14 protein-coding genes and 1 pseudogene are annotated in these 15,851 nt (G+C 74.3%); 8 read left to right on the plus strand and 7 right to left on the minus strand.

Annotated elements, in window-relative coordinates:
* Positions 1-42: 42 nt before the first annotated feature.
* Both CRP29_RS03385 and CRP29_RS03390 read left to right on the plus strand, forming a co-directional pair.
* Positions 43-852, plus strand: coding sequence for an Fpg/Nei family DNA glycosylase (locus tag CRP29_RS03385; RefSeq protein ID WP_097193610.1), 810 nt, complete (start codon positions 43-45; stop codon positions 850-852).
* Positions 853-904: 52 nt separating this feature from the next.
* Positions 905-1,759: a glycoside hydrolase family 25 domain-containing protein gene (locus CRP29_RS03390; protein ID WP_097193611.1), complete on the plus strand. Its 855-nt coding sequence runs from the start codon at positions 905-907 to the stop codon at positions 1,757-1,759.
* Positions 1,760-1,783: 24 nt separating this feature from the next.
* Here CRP29_RS03390 and CRP29_RS03395 read toward each other — a convergent pair whose 3' ends face one another.
* Positions 1,784-2,092: a putative quinol monooxygenase gene (locus tag CRP29_RS03395; RefSeq protein WP_097193612.1), complete on the minus strand. Its 309-nt coding sequence runs from the start codon at positions 2,090-2,092 to the stop codon at positions 1,784-1,786.
* 84 nt (positions 2,093-2,176) lie between these two features.
* On the opposite strand from CRP29_RS03395, the gene CRP29_RS03400 reads away from it, so the two are divergent.
* Positions 2,177-3,577, plus strand: a complete 1,401-nt coding sequence (locus CRP29_RS03400) for an FAD-dependent oxidoreductase (RefSeq protein ID WP_097193613.1) — start codon at positions 2,177-2,179, stop codon at positions 3,575-3,577.
* Between the two features lie 7 nt (positions 3,578-3,584).
* Here CRP29_RS03400 and CRP29_RS03405 read toward each other — a convergent pair whose 3' ends face one another.
* Both CRP29_RS03405 and CRP29_RS03410 read right to left on the minus strand, forming a co-directional pair.
* On the minus strand, positions 3,585-4,445 hold the full coding sequence (locus tag CRP29_RS03405; RefSeq protein ID WP_097194073.1) for a tetratricopeptide repeat protein: 861 nt from the start codon (positions 4,443-4,445) through the stop codon (positions 3,585-3,587).
* 82 nt (positions 4,446-4,527) lie between these two features.
* Positions 4,528-5,508 (minus strand): TIGR03557 family F420-dependent LLM class oxidoreductase, encoded by a 981-nt coding sequence (locus CRP29_RS03410; protein ID WP_097193614.1) that lies wholly within the window; start codon positions 5,506-5,508, stop codon positions 4,528-4,530.
* Between the two features lie 135 nt (positions 5,509-5,643).
* Between CRP29_RS03410 and CRP29_RS03415 the strand changes: the two genes are divergently transcribed.
* Positions 5,644-6,684, plus strand: coding sequence for an MBL fold metallo-hydrolase (locus tag CRP29_RS03415; RefSeq protein ID WP_097193615.1), 1,041 nt, complete (start codon positions 5,644-5,646; stop codon positions 6,682-6,684).
* 61 nt (positions 6,685-6,745) lie between these two features.
* On the opposite strand, the gene CRP29_RS03420 is transcribed toward CRP29_RS03415, so the two are convergent.
* Both CRP29_RS03420 and CRP29_RS03425 read right to left on the minus strand, forming a co-directional pair.
* On the minus strand, positions 6,746-7,936 hold the full coding sequence (locus CRP29_RS03420) for an ABC transporter permease (RefSeq protein WP_097193616.1): 1,191 nt from the start codon (positions 7,934-7,936) through the stop codon (positions 6,746-6,748).
* On the minus strand, positions 7,933-8,847 hold the full coding sequence (locus CRP29_RS03425) for an ABC transporter ATP-binding protein (protein ID WP_217991435.1): 915 nt from the start codon (positions 8,845-8,847) through the stop codon (positions 7,933-7,935). The genes CRP29_RS03420 and CRP29_RS03425 overlap by 4 nt, the downstream gene beginning before the upstream one ends.
* A 79-nt stretch (positions 8,848-8,926) precedes the next feature.
* Here CRP29_RS03425 and CRP29_RS03430 point away from each other — a divergent pair, with 79 nt between their 5' ends.
* The gene (locus tag CRP29_RS03430) at positions 8,927-9,631 is read left to right on the plus strand and encodes a UdgX family uracil-DNA binding protein (RefSeq protein ID WP_097193618.1); all 705 of its coding nucleotides are present in this window, start codon (positions 8,927-8,929) and stop codon (positions 9,629-9,631) included.
* A gap of 1 nt (position 9,632) precedes the next feature.
* Here CRP29_RS03430 and CRP29_RS03435 read toward each other — a convergent pair whose 3' ends face one another.
* Positions 9,633-10,898, minus strand: a complete 1,266-nt coding sequence (locus CRP29_RS03435) for an MFS transporter (protein ID WP_245852366.1) — start codon at positions 10,896-10,898, stop codon at positions 9,633-9,635.
* Positions 10,895-11,542 (minus strand): pyridoxamine 5'-phosphate oxidase, encoded by a 648-nt coding sequence (pdxH, locus tag CRP29_RS03440; protein WP_097193620.1) that lies wholly within the window; start codon positions 11,540-11,542, stop codon positions 10,895-10,897. The genes CRP29_RS03435 and pdxH overlap by 4 nt, the downstream gene beginning before the upstream one ends.
* 164 nt (positions 11,543-11,706) lie before the next feature.
* Here pdxH and CRP29_RS03445 point away from each other — a divergent pair, with 164 nt between their 5' ends.
* The 3 genes and pseudogenes from CRP29_RS03445 to CRP29_RS23760 all read left to right on the plus strand — a co-directional run.
* Positions 11,707-12,837, plus strand: coding sequence for a citrate synthase 2 (locus tag CRP29_RS03445; RefSeq protein WP_097193621.1), 1,131 nt, complete (start codon positions 11,707-11,709; stop codon positions 12,835-12,837).
* Positions 12,838-12,940: 103 nt separating this feature from the next.
* The gene (serC, locus tag CRP29_RS03450; RefSeq protein ID WP_097193622.1) at positions 12,941-14,053 is read left to right on the plus strand and encodes a phosphoserine transaminase; all 1,113 of its coding nucleotides are present in this window, start codon (positions 12,941-12,943) and stop codon (positions 14,051-14,053) included.
* A 576-nt stretch (positions 14,054-14,629) separates the two neighbouring features.
* Positions 14,630-15,703: pseudogene (locus CRP29_RS23760) on the plus strand (sensor histidine kinase); the annotation flags it as partial.
* Positions 15,704-15,851: the final 148 nt, after the last annotated feature.

A 15,851-nucleotide genomic window follows, 5' to 3' on the forward strand; every position in this document is an offset into this window, starting at 1 on the left:
GGCCCTGACCACGGGCAAGGACGCGGCACCTACGCTGCCCGGATGCCCGAGGGCCACACCCTGTACCGCCTCGCGCGGGAGCAGTCCACGCTGTTCGCCGGCCGGCCGGTCCACGTCACCAGCCCGCAGGGCCGCTTCGAGGCGGGCGCGGCGCTGCTCGACGGTCGCGTCCTCGACGAGGTCTTCTCCTACGGCAAGCACCTGTTCGCCCGCTTCGGCGGCGACTCCCTGCACGTGCACCTGGGCCTGTACGGCACCTACCTGACCGGCGCGGGCACGCCACCCCCCGTCAAGGGCGCCCTGCGCATGCGCTGGGAGGCCGAGGGTCCCGAGGGCACCGGCGTCTGGACCGACCTGCGCGGCCCCACCGCCTGCGAGGTGCTCCCCGCCCCCGAGGTGACGACGATCCTCGACCGGCTCGGCCCCGACCCGCTGCGCCCGCGCGCCGACGGCGGCCGCGCGCACCGCCGGATCGCCGCCAGCCGCACCGCGATCGGCGCCCTGCTCATGGACCAGTCCGTGCTCGCCGGCGTCGGCAACGTCTACCGGGCCGAGCTGCTGTTCCGGCACCGGGTCTCCCCCTTCCGCCCCGGGCGGGCGGTGGACGACGCGCTGTGGGCGCAGATGTGGGGCGACCTGGTTCCGCTGATGCGGGCCGGCGTCCGGATGGGCCGCATCGTCACCACCCGGCCCGAGGACCGGACCCGCCGCGGCGGTGCCGTGCGGCGCGAGGACGCCCACTACGTCTACCGCCGCACCGGGCTCCCCTGCCGGCTCTGCGGCACCGAGGTGCGCACCGAGGTCATGGCCGGCCGCAACCTGCACTGGTGCCCCACCTGCCAGGCCGTCTGACCGCAGCCGCGGGGCTCCCCCCGGACCCCCGCACCCGGGTACCGTCGGCGGGATGGCCAACGGGGGCACGTATCGCGGCAGGCTGCGCTCAGCGGCCGCCGTCGGGCTGGCCGCCGTCGCGACGGCGCTCGCCGGCCAGTCCCCCGCCGCCGCGGCGCCCACCGAGTTCGACCTCCCGCAGAGCCCGGTCGGCGTCGACATCTCGCACCCGCAGTGCGACGCCACCCTCCCCGACGCGCGGGCCTTCGCCATCGTCGGGGTCAACGGCGGGGTGGCCACCGAGGCCAACCCGTGCCTGGCCGAGCAGCTCGAGTGGGCGTGGGCGTCCAACGGCTCCGTTCCCGAGCAGCCGGTCGCCCAGCTGTACCTGAACACCGCCAACCCCGGGCAGGTGCGAGGCCTCGTCAGCACCTGGCCCTCCACCGGTGAGACCCCGTACGGCGAGTGCGACGGCGAGAACTCGACGGCGTGCTCGTGGCGGTACGGGTGGGAGCGGGCCCGCGACAGCGTCACCGAGGTGTTCCAGCCGGCCGCCCGCGAGGCCGAGGTCGACAGCCTGGCGTCGAGCTACCGCTGGTGGCTCGACGTCGAGACGATGAACACCTGGCAGGCCGGCTCCGACGAGGCCCGGGAGCGCAACCGCGCCACCCTGGAGGGCATGGCCGGATACCTGGACTTCCGGGGCGCCGAGGTCGGCCTGTACTCCACGAACCAGCAGTGGCAGGAGATCGTCGGCACCGTGCCCGGCGACAGCCCGCTCGCCGGGCTGCCGAGCTGGCTGGCCGGCTCGGTCACCGTGGCGCAGGCCGTCGAGGCCTGCGAGCTGCCCCCGCTGGTCCCGCGCAGCCGGGTCACGCTGACCCAGTACGTGCCCGACGACCTGGACCGGAACCACTCCTGCCGCTGAGGTCGCCGGGCGCGCCCGGCCGGATCAGACGGCGCCCTTGCCGGCGTCGCCGGCGGGCACGGGGGTGAGCCGGCGGATGTCGGGCGCGGCGGCGAGGTTGCCGGCCAGGGCGGCACCGAGGGTGGCGAGCGGCTCGGCCTTGCCGTGCGCCTTCATCGCGTCGGCGTCGGCCCAGCGCTCCACCATGACGAAGCTCCCGTCGGCCTCGTGGAGGGCGTAGAGCTCGCAGCCGGGCTCCTCGTGCACCTTCGGGATGGCGGCCAGGATCGCCTCCCGGACGGCGTCGGTGGCTTCGGGCTTGGGCGTGAGGGTGGCGACGACGACGATGGACATGGAGGGGCCTCCTCGAGCGACGATGATCGGGAAACCGGGCGCGCGCTCTGGTGGAGTGCCCCCGGCCGGGTCAGGATGCCAGTCATGGTCGCCGACGGTTCCGCCGCTCCCCCATCCGCGCGCCGTCCTCTCCGAGTGGCGATCATCGGCGCGGGGCCGGCGGGCATCTTCGCCGCCGACGCGCTGACCCGGCAGGACGACGTCCCGGTCTCCATCGACCTCATCGACCGGCTGCCCACGCCGTTCGGCCTGGTCCGGCACGGGATCGCACCGGACCACCCGAAGATGCGGGCCATCCGGGAGACGCTGCACCGCAGCCTCGACCAGCCGCTGGTCCGCTTCGTGGGCAACGTCGACATCGGCGTCGACCTGTCGCTGGAGGAGCTGCGGGAGCACGTCGACGCCGTGATCTACACCTACGGCGCCGCGCTGGACCGGCGCCTCGGCATCCCCGGCGAGGAGCTCCCCGGCAGCCTCGCGGCCACCGACGTCGTCGCCTGGTACACCGGCCACCCCGACGCCGACCGGGAGCGGGTCGAGGCCGCGCTGGCCCTCGCCCGCTCGGTCGTCGTCATCGGCGTCGGCAACGTCGCGCTGGACGTGGCCCGCGTGCTGGCCCGCGAGCCCTCGGAGCTGGAGTCCACCGACATGCCCCAGCACGTGCTGGACGTGCTGGCCGCCGCCCCCGTGGAGCAGGTGACGATCCTGGGTCGCCGCGGCCCGGCGCAGGCCGCCTTCACCACCCAGGAGCTGCGCGAGCTCGACGAGATGACCGCAGCGACCGTGCTCGTCGACCCCGTCGACCTGGAGCTCGACCCGGCGAGCGAGGAGCGCGCCGCCGCCGACCGCGTCGTCGGCCGCAACCTCGGGGTGCTGCGCGGCTGGGCCGGGCACGTGCTCGAGGCCGGCCGCACGCCGCTGCGGCTGCGCTTCTTCCGCCGCCCGGTGCGGCTGGTCGGCGAGGGCCGGGTCACCGGCATCGAGGTCGAGCGCACCGCCGTCGACGGTGACGGACGCGCGGTCGGCACCGGCGAGCTGGAGCTGCTGCCCGCCGACCTGGTCGTCCGCTCCGTCGGCTACCGCGGCACCCCCCTGCCGGGGCTGCCGGTCGACGAGAGCAGCGGGACGGTGCCGCACGACGGCGTGGGCCGGGTGCAGCGCGACGGTCGGTCCTCCGCCGGCGAGTACGTCGCCGGCTGGATCAAGCGCGGACCCAGCGGTGTCGTGGGCACCAACAAGCACGACGCCCGGGAGACGGTGGACGCGCTGCTCGCCGACGCCGCGGACGGCACGCTCGCCGTCCGGGGCGCGGTCGACGACCTGGTGGAGACGCTGCAGGCCCGCGGGGCCGAGCCGGTGCTGCTGGAGGACTGGCGGGCGATCGACGCCGCGGAGGTGGCGCTGGGCGCCAGCCGCGGCCGGGCGCGCACGACGATGCACGAGCGCGAGGCCCTGCTGGCGGCGGTCCGGGCCGTCGTGCGCTGAGGCCGGATCAGCCCATGTCGAGGCTGCGCAGCGTCTGCGCGGCCAGCTGGTCGCCCGCCTCGGCACCGAGCCGGAACTGCTCGACGGCGCCGTCGAGGTCACCGCGGTCGGCCAGCAGCACGGCGAGGTTCTGGTGGCAGTACACGTCGCCGGCGGCGATGCCGGCGCGGAACGCCTCCTCGGCGGCCTCGTCGTCGCCGAGGTCCTCGCGGTAGAGGTTGCCCAGGGGGAGCCAGGACACCTGCTCGCCGAGCTTGGCGCCGCGCTCGAGCACCGACCGCGCCTCCGCACCCCGGCCGCTCTCGCGCAGCAGGTGCGCCAGGTCGGTGCGGGCGGCCGGGAAGTGGGCGGCGCCGGCCCGCAGGTCGTCCTCGAGCGCGGGGTCCAGCGTGGCGCAGAACCGCCAGCAGGCGACGACGGCGGCGGCCTCGGCGTCCCCGGCGGCGGCGATCTCCTCGGCGACGGCCAGCGCCTCCTCGCGCTCGCCCTGCTCGCGGAGCAGGAAGGCCAGCTGCAGCCCGCCCTCGAGGTCGCCGGCGTCGACGGCACCCCGGTAGGCGCGCATCGCACCGGCGAGGTCGCCGAGGTCCTCGAGCACGAGGCCCAGGTTGCGCCACGCGTCGGGCTCGCCGGCGGCCAGCGCCACCTCGTAGGCGTCGACGGCCTCGGCCCACCGGCCCTGCGCGGCCAGCGCGTTGCCGAGGTTGAACGACGCGACGGTGTCGCCGGCGTCGGCGGCCCGGCGGAAGCACTCCTCGGCGTCCGCGTGCCGGCCGGCGTCGGCGAGGTCGCAGCCGAGGTCGATCAGCGCATCGGGGTCCCCGGAGGCCCGCAGCCGCCGGAGGCGCCTGTCGAGGTCCTCGGTCATGCCAGCGATCTTCGCGGGCACCCCGCCTCCCCCGCGCCGCCCGCAGGGGTGACCTCACCCCAACGGGAGGGTCTCCCGGCGGTCAGCCGCCGAACGCCTCCCGCCAGGCCGGCAGCAGGGTGCTCCGGGTCCACTCCAGGTAGGGCTCCTGCTGGTCGCCGCCGATCTGCACGAGCGCCAGGTGGGTGAAGCCGGCGTCGGCGTACTCCTTCGCCGCCTCGATCACCGCGGCGACGTCGTCACCGCACGGGATGCTGCTCTCGACGTCGTCCTCGCGGACGAACTGCGCGGCCGCGTCGAAGGCGGCCGGGCCGGGCAGCTCGGCGTTGACCTTCCAGCCGAAGCCGAACCAGCGGAACAGGGTGTGCGCCCGGGCGACGGCGGCGGCCTTGTCGGTGCCGAAGCTGATCGGCATCTGCGCGATCCGCGGCTTCCCCGCCCCTCCGGCGGCGTCGAACGCCTCGATGAGCTCCCGCTCGGGTTCGGTGGCGATGAGCGCGTCGGCGAGCTCACCGGCGATCCGCGAGGCCTGCGCGCCACCGGAGGCGACACCGATCGGCACCCGCTTCTCCGGCAGGTCCCAGAGCTTGGCCGACTCCACGTCGAAGTGCTCGCCGCGGAAGTTGGTGTAGCCCTCGCCGTCGAAGAGCTCCCGGATGATGTGCAGGCCCTCCATGAGCATCTCCTGGCGGACGTCGGCCGGCGGCCAGCCGGCGCCCACGACGTGCTCGTTGAGGTTCTCGCCGGAGCCCAGGCCGAGGGTGAACCGGCCGTCGGACAGGATCTGCAACGTCGCCGCCTTCTGCGCCACGACCGCCGGGTGGTACCGGAACGACGGGCAGGTCACGTAGGTCATCAGCGGGATGCGGCTGGTGGCCTGCGCCGCGGCGCCGAGCACCGTCCAGGCGTGCGGCGAGTGCCCCATCTCGTCCAGCCACGGGAAGTAGTGGTCGCTGCTCACCGAGAAGTCGAAGCCGACCTCCTCGGCGCCCACCACGTGGCGGACCAGTTCCTTCGGCCCGGCCTGCTCGGTCATCATCGTGTAGCCCAGCTGCATGCCCATGCCGCGCGGCTACCCCCGGGCCGCCGGGCCCAACCGGCGTGCAGACCGGCTCGCCGGCTCCCCGGGGACCGCACGGTCCGGATCGACAGGATCCGGAGACCACGCCGGGGGGTCCGTGCTGGCTACTGTCCGGGAATGTGCGGAGGAGCGTCCCGTGAGGCCGCCGCGGCGGCGCCGCGGCCGGCGGTCGGTTCGGCGGTCGACCCCATCGCGCTGGAGCCGGTGGACGAGGTCGTCATCACCACGCTCGTCGACAACTCCTTCGACGGACTGCTCGTCGGCACCGAGCGGGTCCGCCGTGCGGCGGCGTGGAGCACCGGCGTCGTCACGGCCGCGCAGTTCGAGGGGGGCAGGACCATCGCCGGCCTGCGCGCCGAGCACGGCTTCTCCGCCCTCGTGACGGTGCGCCGGGGTGTGACCACCACGAGTCTGCTGTTCGACACGGGTGTCTCGCCCGACGGCATGGTCGAGAACGCGAGCCGTCTGGGCATCGACCTCGGTGCCGTACAGGGCGTCGTCCTCAGCCACGGTCACTTCGACCACGCCGGCGGCCTGGCCGGCCTGGCCCGTCGGCGCTCGCTCCCCATGACCGTGCACCCGCTGATCTGGAGCAGGCGGCGCCTCGCTGTGCCGGGCGCGGAACCGGTCGAGCTGCCGACGCTGAGCCGCAGAGCCCTGGAGGGAGAGGGTTTCTCGGTGATCGAACGTCGGCAGCCGTCGCTGCTGGTAGACGGCAGCGTGCTGATCACCGGCGAGATCGACCGCACCACCGACTACGAGAACGGCATGCCCCCGTCGCACCAGGCGTGGGACGGCGTCGGCTGGCAGCACGACCCACTGGTCCTGGACGACCAGGCGCTCGTCGTCCACGTCCGCGGGCGCGGACTGGTGGTGCTCACCGGCTGCGGCCATGGCGGCGCGGTCAACACGGTGCGGCACGCGATGCGCCTGACCGGTGTCGACCGGTTGCACGCGCTGCTCGGCGGTCTCCACCTCGGCGGCCCCGCGTTCGAGCCGATCATCCCGCCCACCGTGCGGGCGCTCACCGACCTCGCGCCGGACCTGCTCGCCCCCGGTCATTGCACCGGCTGGCGGGCTCAGCACGCCCTGGAGGCTGCGCTGCCCGACGCGTGGGTGGCGAGCAGCTCCGGGACGAGGTACTCCCTCGCCGCATGAGGACCACCGACCACCACTCGCGGAAGATGTCCCGGCTGAGGAACCGACCCGCACCGGCCGGTCACGCCCGATCGGCGGCCAGCGCCTCCCGCATCTTGATCTTCCCGCCGGTGCGCAGCAGCGCGCCGGAGTAGATCCGGCCGCCGAGACGGACCACGAGCCCGATCGCCAGCACCATCAGGACGACGGCCAGCGCGATCTCCCAGGGCGCCACCTCGCCCGCCGCCTGCCGCACCGGCATGACCAGCGGCGAGAGGCCGGGGACGAGCGACGTCACCGTGGCCAGCAGGCCACCCGGGTCGGAGGCGGCCTGGATGCCGATGAAGAAGGCGACGATGAGCACCATCGACGTCGGCATGAGCACGGTCGCCAGGTCCTCCTGCCGGCTCACCAGCGAGGCGGCCACGGCGAAGACGGCCGCGTACCAGGCGTAGCCCAGCACGAACCAGGCGATCACGATGGCGACGGTGCTGATCAGGTCACCGGGCACCTCGACGATGTCGAAGGCCAGTGCCGCGACGACCGCGACGACACCGATGGCGACGATCTGCCCGAGCGCCAGGACCCCCAGGCCGAGGATCTTCCCGGCGAGCAGCTGCCACGGACGCATCGTGGCCAGCAGCAGCTCGACCACCCGGCTGGACTTCTCCTCGACCACGCCCTGGGCGATGAACTGCCCGAACAGGATCAGCAGGCTGTAGAGGATCACCACCCCGAAGATGGCGGCCACGACCCGCTGCTCGTCGGCCGCGGCATCGGCGTCCAGGGCCGTGACCGCGACCTCCGGCACGTCGAGCCCGGTGAGGCCTGCCTCGGTCAGCTGCTCGGCGACCGCGAGCTGCCCGACCGCGCCCTGGACGATCGCCTCGAGGGTGCCGCCGGCGGACTCGCGGACGAGCAGCTCGGGGTCCGCCCCGGCGAGCAGTGCGCCGTCGACGTCCTCGTCGTCGACCGCGGTGCGGGCGGCGGCCTCGTCGTCGAGCTCGACCACCTCGACGTCGACGTCCAGCGCCTCGCCCTGCGCCTCCAGGGCGGTGACCAGCGAGCCGTCGCCCCCGACGAGACCGACCCGGCTCTCCTCGTCACCCGAGCCGGTCACCACCTGGATGACCACCGCCGCGACGATCACCAGCAGGATCACGACCGAGCTGATGATGAAGCCCTTGTCGCGGATGCGGGTGGCCACCTCGCGGGCGGCGACCAGTCGGACCAGCGAGGCGCTGGAGGGCTCGTGCGGAGCGGGCGCGGTCATGCCGCCACCTCCGCCGGTGCCGGCGCTGCGACGGCCTCGCGGAAGAGCTCGACGAGCGAGGGCTGCTGCCAGGCGAAGTGCGTGACCCGGCCGGTCCGCAGCGCCGCGGCGAGCACCGCCTGGTCATCCGCGCCGTCCGCGAGCTCGAGGACCGTGTCCCCGGCCCGTTCCGAGACGACCCGGACACCGGGGACGGACGAGGCCCATGGCGCATCGGCGTCGGGGACGACCACCCGCAGCAGCCGACCGGACTCTCTGTGGCGCAGCTCGTCGACGGTGCCGGTGGCGACCATCCGGCCGCGGGCGAGGATGCCGACGGAGTCGCACAGCCGCTCGACGAGATCGAGCTGGTGGCTGGAGAACACGACCGGCACGCCGGCGCGCGCCTGACCCAGCAGCGCCTCCGCGAGGGAATCGACGCCGATCGGATCGAGGCCGGAGAACGGCTCGTCCAGGATGAGCACCTCGGGGCGGCTGACCAGTGCGGCCGCAAGCTGCACCCGCTGCTGGTTGCCCAGCGACAGCTTCTCGACGGCGTCCCCGCGACGTGCGCCCAGACCGAGCCGCTCGAGCCACTCGTCGGCGGCCGTCGCGGCGGCAGCGGCGCCGAGCCCGTGCAACCTCGCGAAGTAGGCGACCTGCTCGCCGACCTTCATCTTCGGGTAGAGCCCGCGTTCCTCCGGCATGTAGCCGACCCGCCGACGCGAGGCCTGGTCCAGCGGTCTGCCGTTCCAGCGGACCTCGCCGGCGTCGGCGCGGACCAGGCCCATGGCGATGCGCATCGTGGTCGTCTTGCCTGCGCCGTTGGATCCGCAGAACCCGAACATCGAGCCGGGGGCGACGGTGAACCCGACGCCCTCCAGGACCCGGACGTCGCCGAAGCTCTTGTGGAGCCCGTCGAACTCGAGCACCCGTCCTCCTGTCGTCGTCGCGTGAGAGGCCCGACCGTATCGGTCGCGGGGACCGCCGCCCTGCGGTGTCATGAGGCCGATGAGCGAACGCAACGGCCCCGGACGCACCGGCCCCGCGCAGCCTCCGACCGGCGTCGGTCTCGACGGGCTGGCAGCCGCCGCGGCCGGCTGCCGGGCCTGCGAGCTGTGGGAGCCGGCGACGCAGACGGTCTTCGGCTCGGGCCCACCCACCGCGCGCGTCGTCCTCGTCGGCGAGCAGCCCGGCGACCAGGAGGACCGGACGGGCGAGCCGTTCGTCGGACCGGCCGGCCGGTTGCTGGACCAGGCGCTCGCCGGCGCCGGCATCGAGCGCTCCGACGCCTACGTCACCAATGCGGTGAAGCACTTCCGGTTCACACCGAAGGGCAAGCGGCGCATCCACCAGACGCCCGGCGCCGAGCACCTGCGCGCGTGCGCCCCGTGGCTGCACGCCGAGCTCGCCGTCCTCCGGCCCGAGGTGGTCGTGGCGCTCGGTGCGACGGCGGCCAAGGCGCTCATCGCGCCGTCCTTCCGGATCACGACCGACCGCGGTCGGCTGCTGCCCTGGGCACTGCCCGGCCTGCCGCCCCCGCCCGTGGCCCAGGAGGCCGACGACGACGAGCCGGACGAGGCCGCGCCCGCCCAGACCTGGATCCTGGCGACGACGCACCCCTCGGCCGTCCTGCGCACACCGGACGATGCCCGCGACGCCGCCTTCGACGCCCTCGTCTCCGACCTGCAGGTGGTGGCCGCCGCCCTGGCCTGAGTCAGACCGCCGTGCGGGAGGCGCGGAAGAGCCAGAACGACGGCACCAGCACGGCCACCAGCGCCATCGCCACCACGACGACGACGCCGCCGGACACCATCGCCACGCTCACCGACGCCGCGCTCGCCAGCGCACCGGCGCGCAGGTCGCCCAGCCGCGGCCCCCCGGCGACGACGACGATGAAGACGCCCTGCATCCGCCCGCGCATCTCCTCCGGCGCGGCCAGCTGCAGCATCGACGACCGCAGCACCGCGCTGACCATGTCGCCGGCTCCGGCCACCGCGAGGCAGAGCACGGCCAGCCACAGCGACTGCGCCCAGCCGAAGCCGACGATCGCCACGCCCCACACCGCGATCGCCGCCAGCACCACCGCGCCCTGCCGGTCGACCCGGGACACCCACCCCGAGGTGAGCCCCATGAGCAGCGCGCCGATCGAGACACCGGCGAACAGCCAGCCCAGCGCATTGGGCGAGTCGGTGAACCGGGTCTCCGACAGCTCGGGGAACACCGCCTGGGGCCAGGCGAAGCACATCGCGACGATGTCGACGACGAACGTCATGAGCAGGACCGGCTGGGTGCGCAGGAAGACGAAGCCCTCCCCCACACCGCGGATCGCCGCGCCCAGGCGCAGCGGGCCGACGTCCCGGCCCGGCGGCAGTGGCGGCAGCCCGCGCAGCAGGACGGCGGCGGCGAGGAAGCCCAGCGCGTCGATCGCGTAGGCCAGGAACAGCTCCCCCGCCCCGATGAGGACGCCGGCCAGCAGCGGCCCCACGATGACCGCGGCCTGGCGCACGGTCATCGACAGCGCATTGGCCGCGGACACCCCCGCCGGCCCCACCAGAGCAGGGATGACCGCGCTGCGCGCCGGCTGGTTGACCGCCGCGAACGCGGAGACGCAGGCGGTCAGCACCCACAGCACCGCGAGGTTCCCGTCCCCGGGGAACAGCGCCTGCACCGCCAGCAGCGCGCTCGTCGCCGCGGCACCGACGGAGGTGACGAGCATCAGCCGGCGGCGGTCCATCGAGTCGGCGATGGCGCCGCCGAGCAGACCGAAGACGACGAGCGGCACCAGCGCGACGATCGAGGTCACGCCCACCATCAGCGAGTCGCCGGTGAGCAGGTAGACCTGGAACGGGACGGCGACCAGCGTCATCTGCTGGCCGAGCATGGTCGCGGCCACACCCCAGAACAGCCGCCGGTAGGCCGGGTTGCGCAGCGGCGTGGTGTCGATCGCCCAGGAGCGCCGAGGGGTGGAACCCCCGCTCACGGGGCGAGTCGCTGGACGATCCAGCCGCCACCTTCCTCGTCGTCACGCACGAAGCGGATCCGGTCGTGCAGCCGGTCGGTGCCGCCCTGCCAGAACTCCACCCGCTCGGGCAGGACCCGGTACCCGCCCCAGGCGGCCGGGCGCGGCACCTTCCCCTCCGGCGTCTGCTCGTCGAGCCGGCGCACCCGTTCCTCGAGCTCCTGCCGGGAGTCGACGACGGTCGACTGCACCGAGGCGGCCGCGGCCAGCTGCGAACCGCGCGGCCTCGGGTCCCACAGGTCGTCGGAGGCGCCGTCCCCGATCCGCTCCACCGTGCCGGTGATCCGGACCTGGCGCTGCAGCGCGTGCCACGGGAAGACCAGCGCCGCCCGCGGGTTGATGGCCAGCTGCGCGCCCTTGGCCGAGGCGTAGCTCGTGCCGAACACGACCCCGGCCTCGTCGTAGCCCTTCATCAGCACGATGCGCGCGTCGGGGGCACCGTCGGCGTCGGCCGTCGCGACGACGACGGCGTTGGGCTCGGGGATCTCGGCGGCCACGGTGTCGGCGAACCAGCGGTCGAACTGCTCGACCCACGTCGGGGCGAGGTCGTCCTCGCGCAGCCGCCCGAGCGTGTAGTCGTTGCGCATGCGGGAGAGGTCGGGCACCCCGCCATGCTGACACCGTGCGGGCGGTCCGGCGCGGAAAGCCTTCCGGCGGGGCGGACGACGGCCCCACTTGCGCCCGGCGAGTCCCCACGGCCTAGGGTCGGAAGCAATCGTGCGGCATGACCCATGCGCGCACGGGTTCCGTGCGCAGAGGAGCATGCGAGATGGCCGACGACTTCGTACCCGGCCTGGAAGGCGTCATCGCCTTCGAGACGGAGATCGCAGAACCGGACAAGGACGGCGGCGCGCTGCGTTACCGCGGCGTCGACATCGAAGACCTCGTGGGCAAGGTGACCTTCGGCAACGTCTGGGCCTTGCTGGTCGACGGCAAGTTCGGCCCCGGGCTTCCCCCGGCCGAGCCGTTCCCGATCCCGGTGCACACCGGTGACGTGCGGGTGGACATGCAGGCCGCGCTGGCCATGCTGACCCCGATCTGGGGCTACCGCCCGCTGCTGGACATCACCGACGAGGAGGCCCGCGAGGAGCTGGCCCGCGCCGCCGTCATGGCGCTGTCCTACGTCGCGCAGTCCGCCCGCGGCATCGGCAACCCCGCAGTCCCGCAGAAGCGGGTGGACGAGGCCGCCACCATCGTCGAGCGCTTCATGATCCGCTGGCGCGGCGAGCCCGACCCCCGCCACGTCGCGGCCGTCGACGCCTACTGGACGTCGGCCGCCGAGCACGGCATGAACGCCTCGACCTTCACCGCCCGCGTGATCGCCTCCACCGGCGCCGACGTCGCGGCCTCGCTCTCCGGCGCGATCGGCGCGATGTCCGGCCCGCTGCACGGGGGTGCCCCCTCGCGCGTGCTGCACATGCTGGACGCGGTGGAGAGCACCGGCGACGCCGAGAAGTACGTGAAGGACCTGCTCGACCGCAAGGAGCGGTTGATGGGCTTCGGGCACCGGGTCTACCGCGCCGAGGACCCCCGCGCCCGCGTGCTGCGCCGTGCCTCCCAGGAACTCGGTGCGCCGCGCTTCGAGGCCGCGCTGGCGCTCGAGCAGGCCGCACTCAAGGAGCTGCGCGAGCGGCGTCCCGACCGGCCGGTCGAGACCAACGTGGAGTTCTGGGCGGCGATCGTCCTGGACTTCGCCGAGGTGCCCAGCCACATGTTCACCTCGATGTTCACCTGCGCCCGCACCGCCGGCTGGTGCGCGCACATCCTCGAGCAGAAGCGGACCGGCCGCCTCGTGCGTCCGTCGGCCAGGTACATCGGCCCCGACCCGCGCACGCCCGACGAGGTCGAGGGCTGGGACACGATCCAGACCAAGACCACCACGCAGGTCGCCCCCGCCTGATCGGCACTCCCGATGTGTCGACGGCCCGGGCCCGCCCTCGGCGGACCCGGGCCGTCCCACGCCCGCGCACCACCTCGCACCGCGACCCGGAAGGCACTCCCGGATGACCCTCACCATCCCCGCCGAACTCCTGCCGTCGGACGGGCGGTTCGGCTGCGGCCCGTCCAAGGTCCGCCCCGAGGCGCTGCAGGCCCTGGCCACCGACGGCGCCGCGATCATGGGCACCTCGCACCGCCAGGCCCCGGTGAAGAACTTGGTCCGCTCGGTCCGCGAGGGGCTGCGCCAGCTGTTCGACCTGCCGGACGGCTACGAGGTGGTGCTCGGCAACGGCGGGACGACGGCCTTCTGGGACGCCGCCCTGTTCGGCCTCATCCGCGACCGCGCCGCCTTCGGAACCTACGGCGAGTTCTCCGCGAAGTTCGCCTCCGGCGCCAAGGAGGCCCCGTTCCTCGGCGAGCCGGTGATCGTGAAGGCCGAGCCGGGCACGCTGGCGCTGCCGACCGCCCAGGAGGGCATCGACGCGTACGGCTGGGCGCACAACGAGACCTCCACCGGGGTCATGGCGCCGATCGAGCGCCCCGCAGGCACCGATGACGCCCTCGTGCTCATCGACGCGACCTCCGGCGCCGGCGGCCTGCCGGTCGACGTCTCGCAGACCGACGTCTACTACTTCGCCCCGCAGAAGTCCTTCGCCGCCGACGGCGGTCTGTGGGTGGCGCTCATGTCGGCCGACGCCCTCGCGCGGGTCGCCGAGATCAAGGCCTCCGGGCGCTGGATCCCCGGGTTCCTGGACCTGTCGATCGCGGTGGACAACTCGACCAAGGACCAGACCTACAACACCCCCGCCCTCGCCACGCTGTTCCTGCTGAACGACCAGATCCAGTGGCTGCTGTCGCTCGGCGGGCTGTCCGGCGCCGTGGGCCGCACCCGCGAGTCGTCGAGCCGGCTGTACTCGTGGGCGGAGAAGTCGCCCTACGCGACGCCGTTCGTGACCGACCCGGACGAGCGCTCGTTCGTCGTCGGCACCATCGACTTCGCCGACTCGGTCGACGCCGCGGCCCTGGCGAAGACGCTGCGGGCCAACGGCGTCGTGGACGTCGAGCCCTACCGCAAGCTCGGCCGCAACCAGCTGCGCGTCGGCATGTTCCCCGCCGTCGACCCCGACGACGTCAGCGCGCTCACCGCCTGCATCGACCACGTGGTCGAGCGCCTCTAACGCGTGGACGCAGCACACTCCGGCGCCGCCGCACCCGACGGCCTGTTCGCGGCCGGCGGCGAGGCGGGGCGGCTCATGGCCGCCCTCGACTGGTCGGCCACCCCGGTCGGCCCGGTGTCGGGCTGGCCGGCCAGCCTGCGCTTCGCCGTGCGCACGGTGCTCGTCTCCCGGTTCCCCATGGTCCTGACCTGGGGGCCGGAGTTCACCCAGTTCTACAACGACGCCTACGCGCCCTTCATCGGCGCCAAGCACCCCGCGATCGGCGCGGACATCCGCGCCACGCTGGCCGAGGGCTGGGACGCCCTCGGCCCGCCGATCGAGCACGCCATGAGCACGCTCGAGGCCTCCTGGCTGCCCGGGCTGCTGCTCCTCCTGGAGCGCGCCGGCTACCGCGAGGAGACCTACTTCACCGTCTCCCACGCGCCCGCCTTCGACGACGACGGCCGCGTCGCCGGGATGCACGCCGTCTGCACCGAGGTCACCGGCGAGATCCTGGGCACGCGACGGCAGGCGCTGCTGCACGAGCTGGCGACGGTCGGGGGTCACCTGGGTGCGGAGCGGGAGGTCGTGACCGCGATGTGCTCGGCGCTGTCGAGCGACCCCCTCGACGTGCCGTTCGCCGCCGTCTACCTGTCCACGCCCGGACGCGAGGGCTTCTCCCGCGTCGCGGCGGTCGGCTGCGACGCGGCGCTGCTGCCGGGGGCCGCGGCCTCGGCGGCCGACCTGGCCGCGGTCGCCGACGCGCTCCAGGTGACCGGCGGGCCCTTCGGCGACCGGGTCACCGACGCCGTCGTCCTCCCGCTCACCGCCACGAGGGACGGCGAACCCCTGGGCCTCCTTCTGGCGGGGCGCAGCCCCAACCTGGTTCTGGACGCGGAGTACCGCACGTTCCACGAGCTGCTCGCCGCCCAGTTCGTCGCGGCCGTGGTCAACATCCGGGCGTTCGAGACCGAGCGGCTGCGGGCGGAGTCGCTCGCCGAGCTCGACCGCGCCAAGACGACGTTCTTCTCCGACGTGAGCCACGAGCTGCGGACGCCGTTGACCCTGCTGCTCGGCCCCATCGGCGACGTCCTCGCGGCTCCCGACGGGTCCCTGCCCGCCGCCGCCCGGGAGGCGCTCGAGCTGGCCCTGCGCAACGGCCAGCGCCTGCAGCGACTGGTCAACGACCTGCTCGACTTCGCCAGCATCGAGGCCGGCCGGGCGAGCCCGGTGCGCGTGGAGACCGACGTCGCGACCTTCACCGCGGAGCTCGCCGGGATCTTCCGCGCGGCCACCGAGCGGGCCGGTCTGCGGCTGACCGTCGACTGCCCGCCACTGCCCCGGCCCGCGCACGTCGACCCCCGCATGTGGGAGAAGATCGTCGTCAACCTGCTCGCCAACGCGGTCAAGTACACGTTCGTCGGGGGTATCGACGTCGCCCTGCGGTCCGACGACGAGGGCTTCGCGCTCACCGTCCGCGACACCGGGGTGGGCATCGTCGCCGAGGAGCTGCCGCACCTGTTCGAGCGCTTCCACCGCGTGGCGGGGGCGACGGCGCGCACGCGGGAGGGCACCGGCATCGGGCTGGCCCTGGTGCAGGAGCTGGCCGCGCTGCACGGCGGCGCGGTCGCGGTGACCAGCGAGCCCGGCGTCGGCAGCGCGTTCACCGTGGCGCTGCCCTACGGCGCCTCGGACCTCGGCGCCGACGAGCAGCCCGCCGCGGCGCGCCCCTCGGACGCCGCGCGCGGCGAGGCGGCGAGCTGGGAGTCGGACACGGCCCGGCCGAGCGCGCCGGCGACCGCGCGCCCCGGCGCCGCCG

Origin of the sequence: Blastococcus aggregatus, assembly GCF_900221005.1 — a bacterium.
Lineage (GTDB): Bacteria > Actinomycetota > Actinomycetes > Mycobacteriales > Geodermatophilaceae > Blastococcus > Blastococcus aggregatus.

Coding starts and splice junctions, on each gene's coding strand:
- CRP29_RS03385 (WP_097193610.1), top strand. CDS start 43: ATGCCCGAGGGCCACACCCTGTACCGCCTCGCGCGGGAGCAGTCCACG.
- CRP29_RS03390 (WP_097193611.1), top strand. CDS start 905: ATGGCCAACGGGGGCACGTATCGCGGCAGGCTGCGCTCAGCGGCCGCC.
- CRP29_RS03395 (WP_097193612.1), bottom strand. CDS start 2,092: ATGTCCATCGTCGTCGTCGCCACCCTCACGCCCAAGCCCGAAGCCACC.
- CRP29_RS03400 (WP_097193613.1), top strand. CDS start 2,177: ATGGTCGCCGACGGTTCCGCCGCTCCCCCATCCGCGCGCCGTCCTCTC.
- CRP29_RS03405 (WP_097194073.1), bottom strand. CDS start 4,445: ATGACCGAGGACCTCGACAGGCGCCTCCGGCGGCTGCGGGCCTCCGGG.
- CRP29_RS03410 (WP_097193614.1), bottom strand. CDS start 5,508: ATGGGCATGCAGCTGGGCTACACGATGATGACCGAGCAGGCCGGGCCG.
- CRP29_RS03415 (WP_097193615.1), top strand. CDS start 5,644: ATGTGCGGAGGAGCGTCCCGTGAGGCCGCCGCGGCGGCGCCGCGGCCG.
- CRP29_RS03420 (WP_097193616.1), bottom strand. CDS start 7,936: ATGACCGCGCCCGCTCCGCACGAGCCCTCCAGCGCCTCGCTGGTCCGA.
- CRP29_RS03430 (WP_097193618.1), top strand. CDS start 8,927: ATGAGCGAACGCAACGGCCCCGGACGCACCGGCCCCGCGCAGCCTCCG.
- CRP29_RS03445 (WP_097193621.1), top strand. CDS start 11,707: ATGGCCGACGACTTCGTACCCGGCCTGGAAGGCGTCATCGCCTTCGAG.
- serC (WP_097193622.1), top strand. CDS start 12,941: ATGACCCTCACCATCCCCGCCGAACTCCTGCCGTCGGACGGGCGGTTC.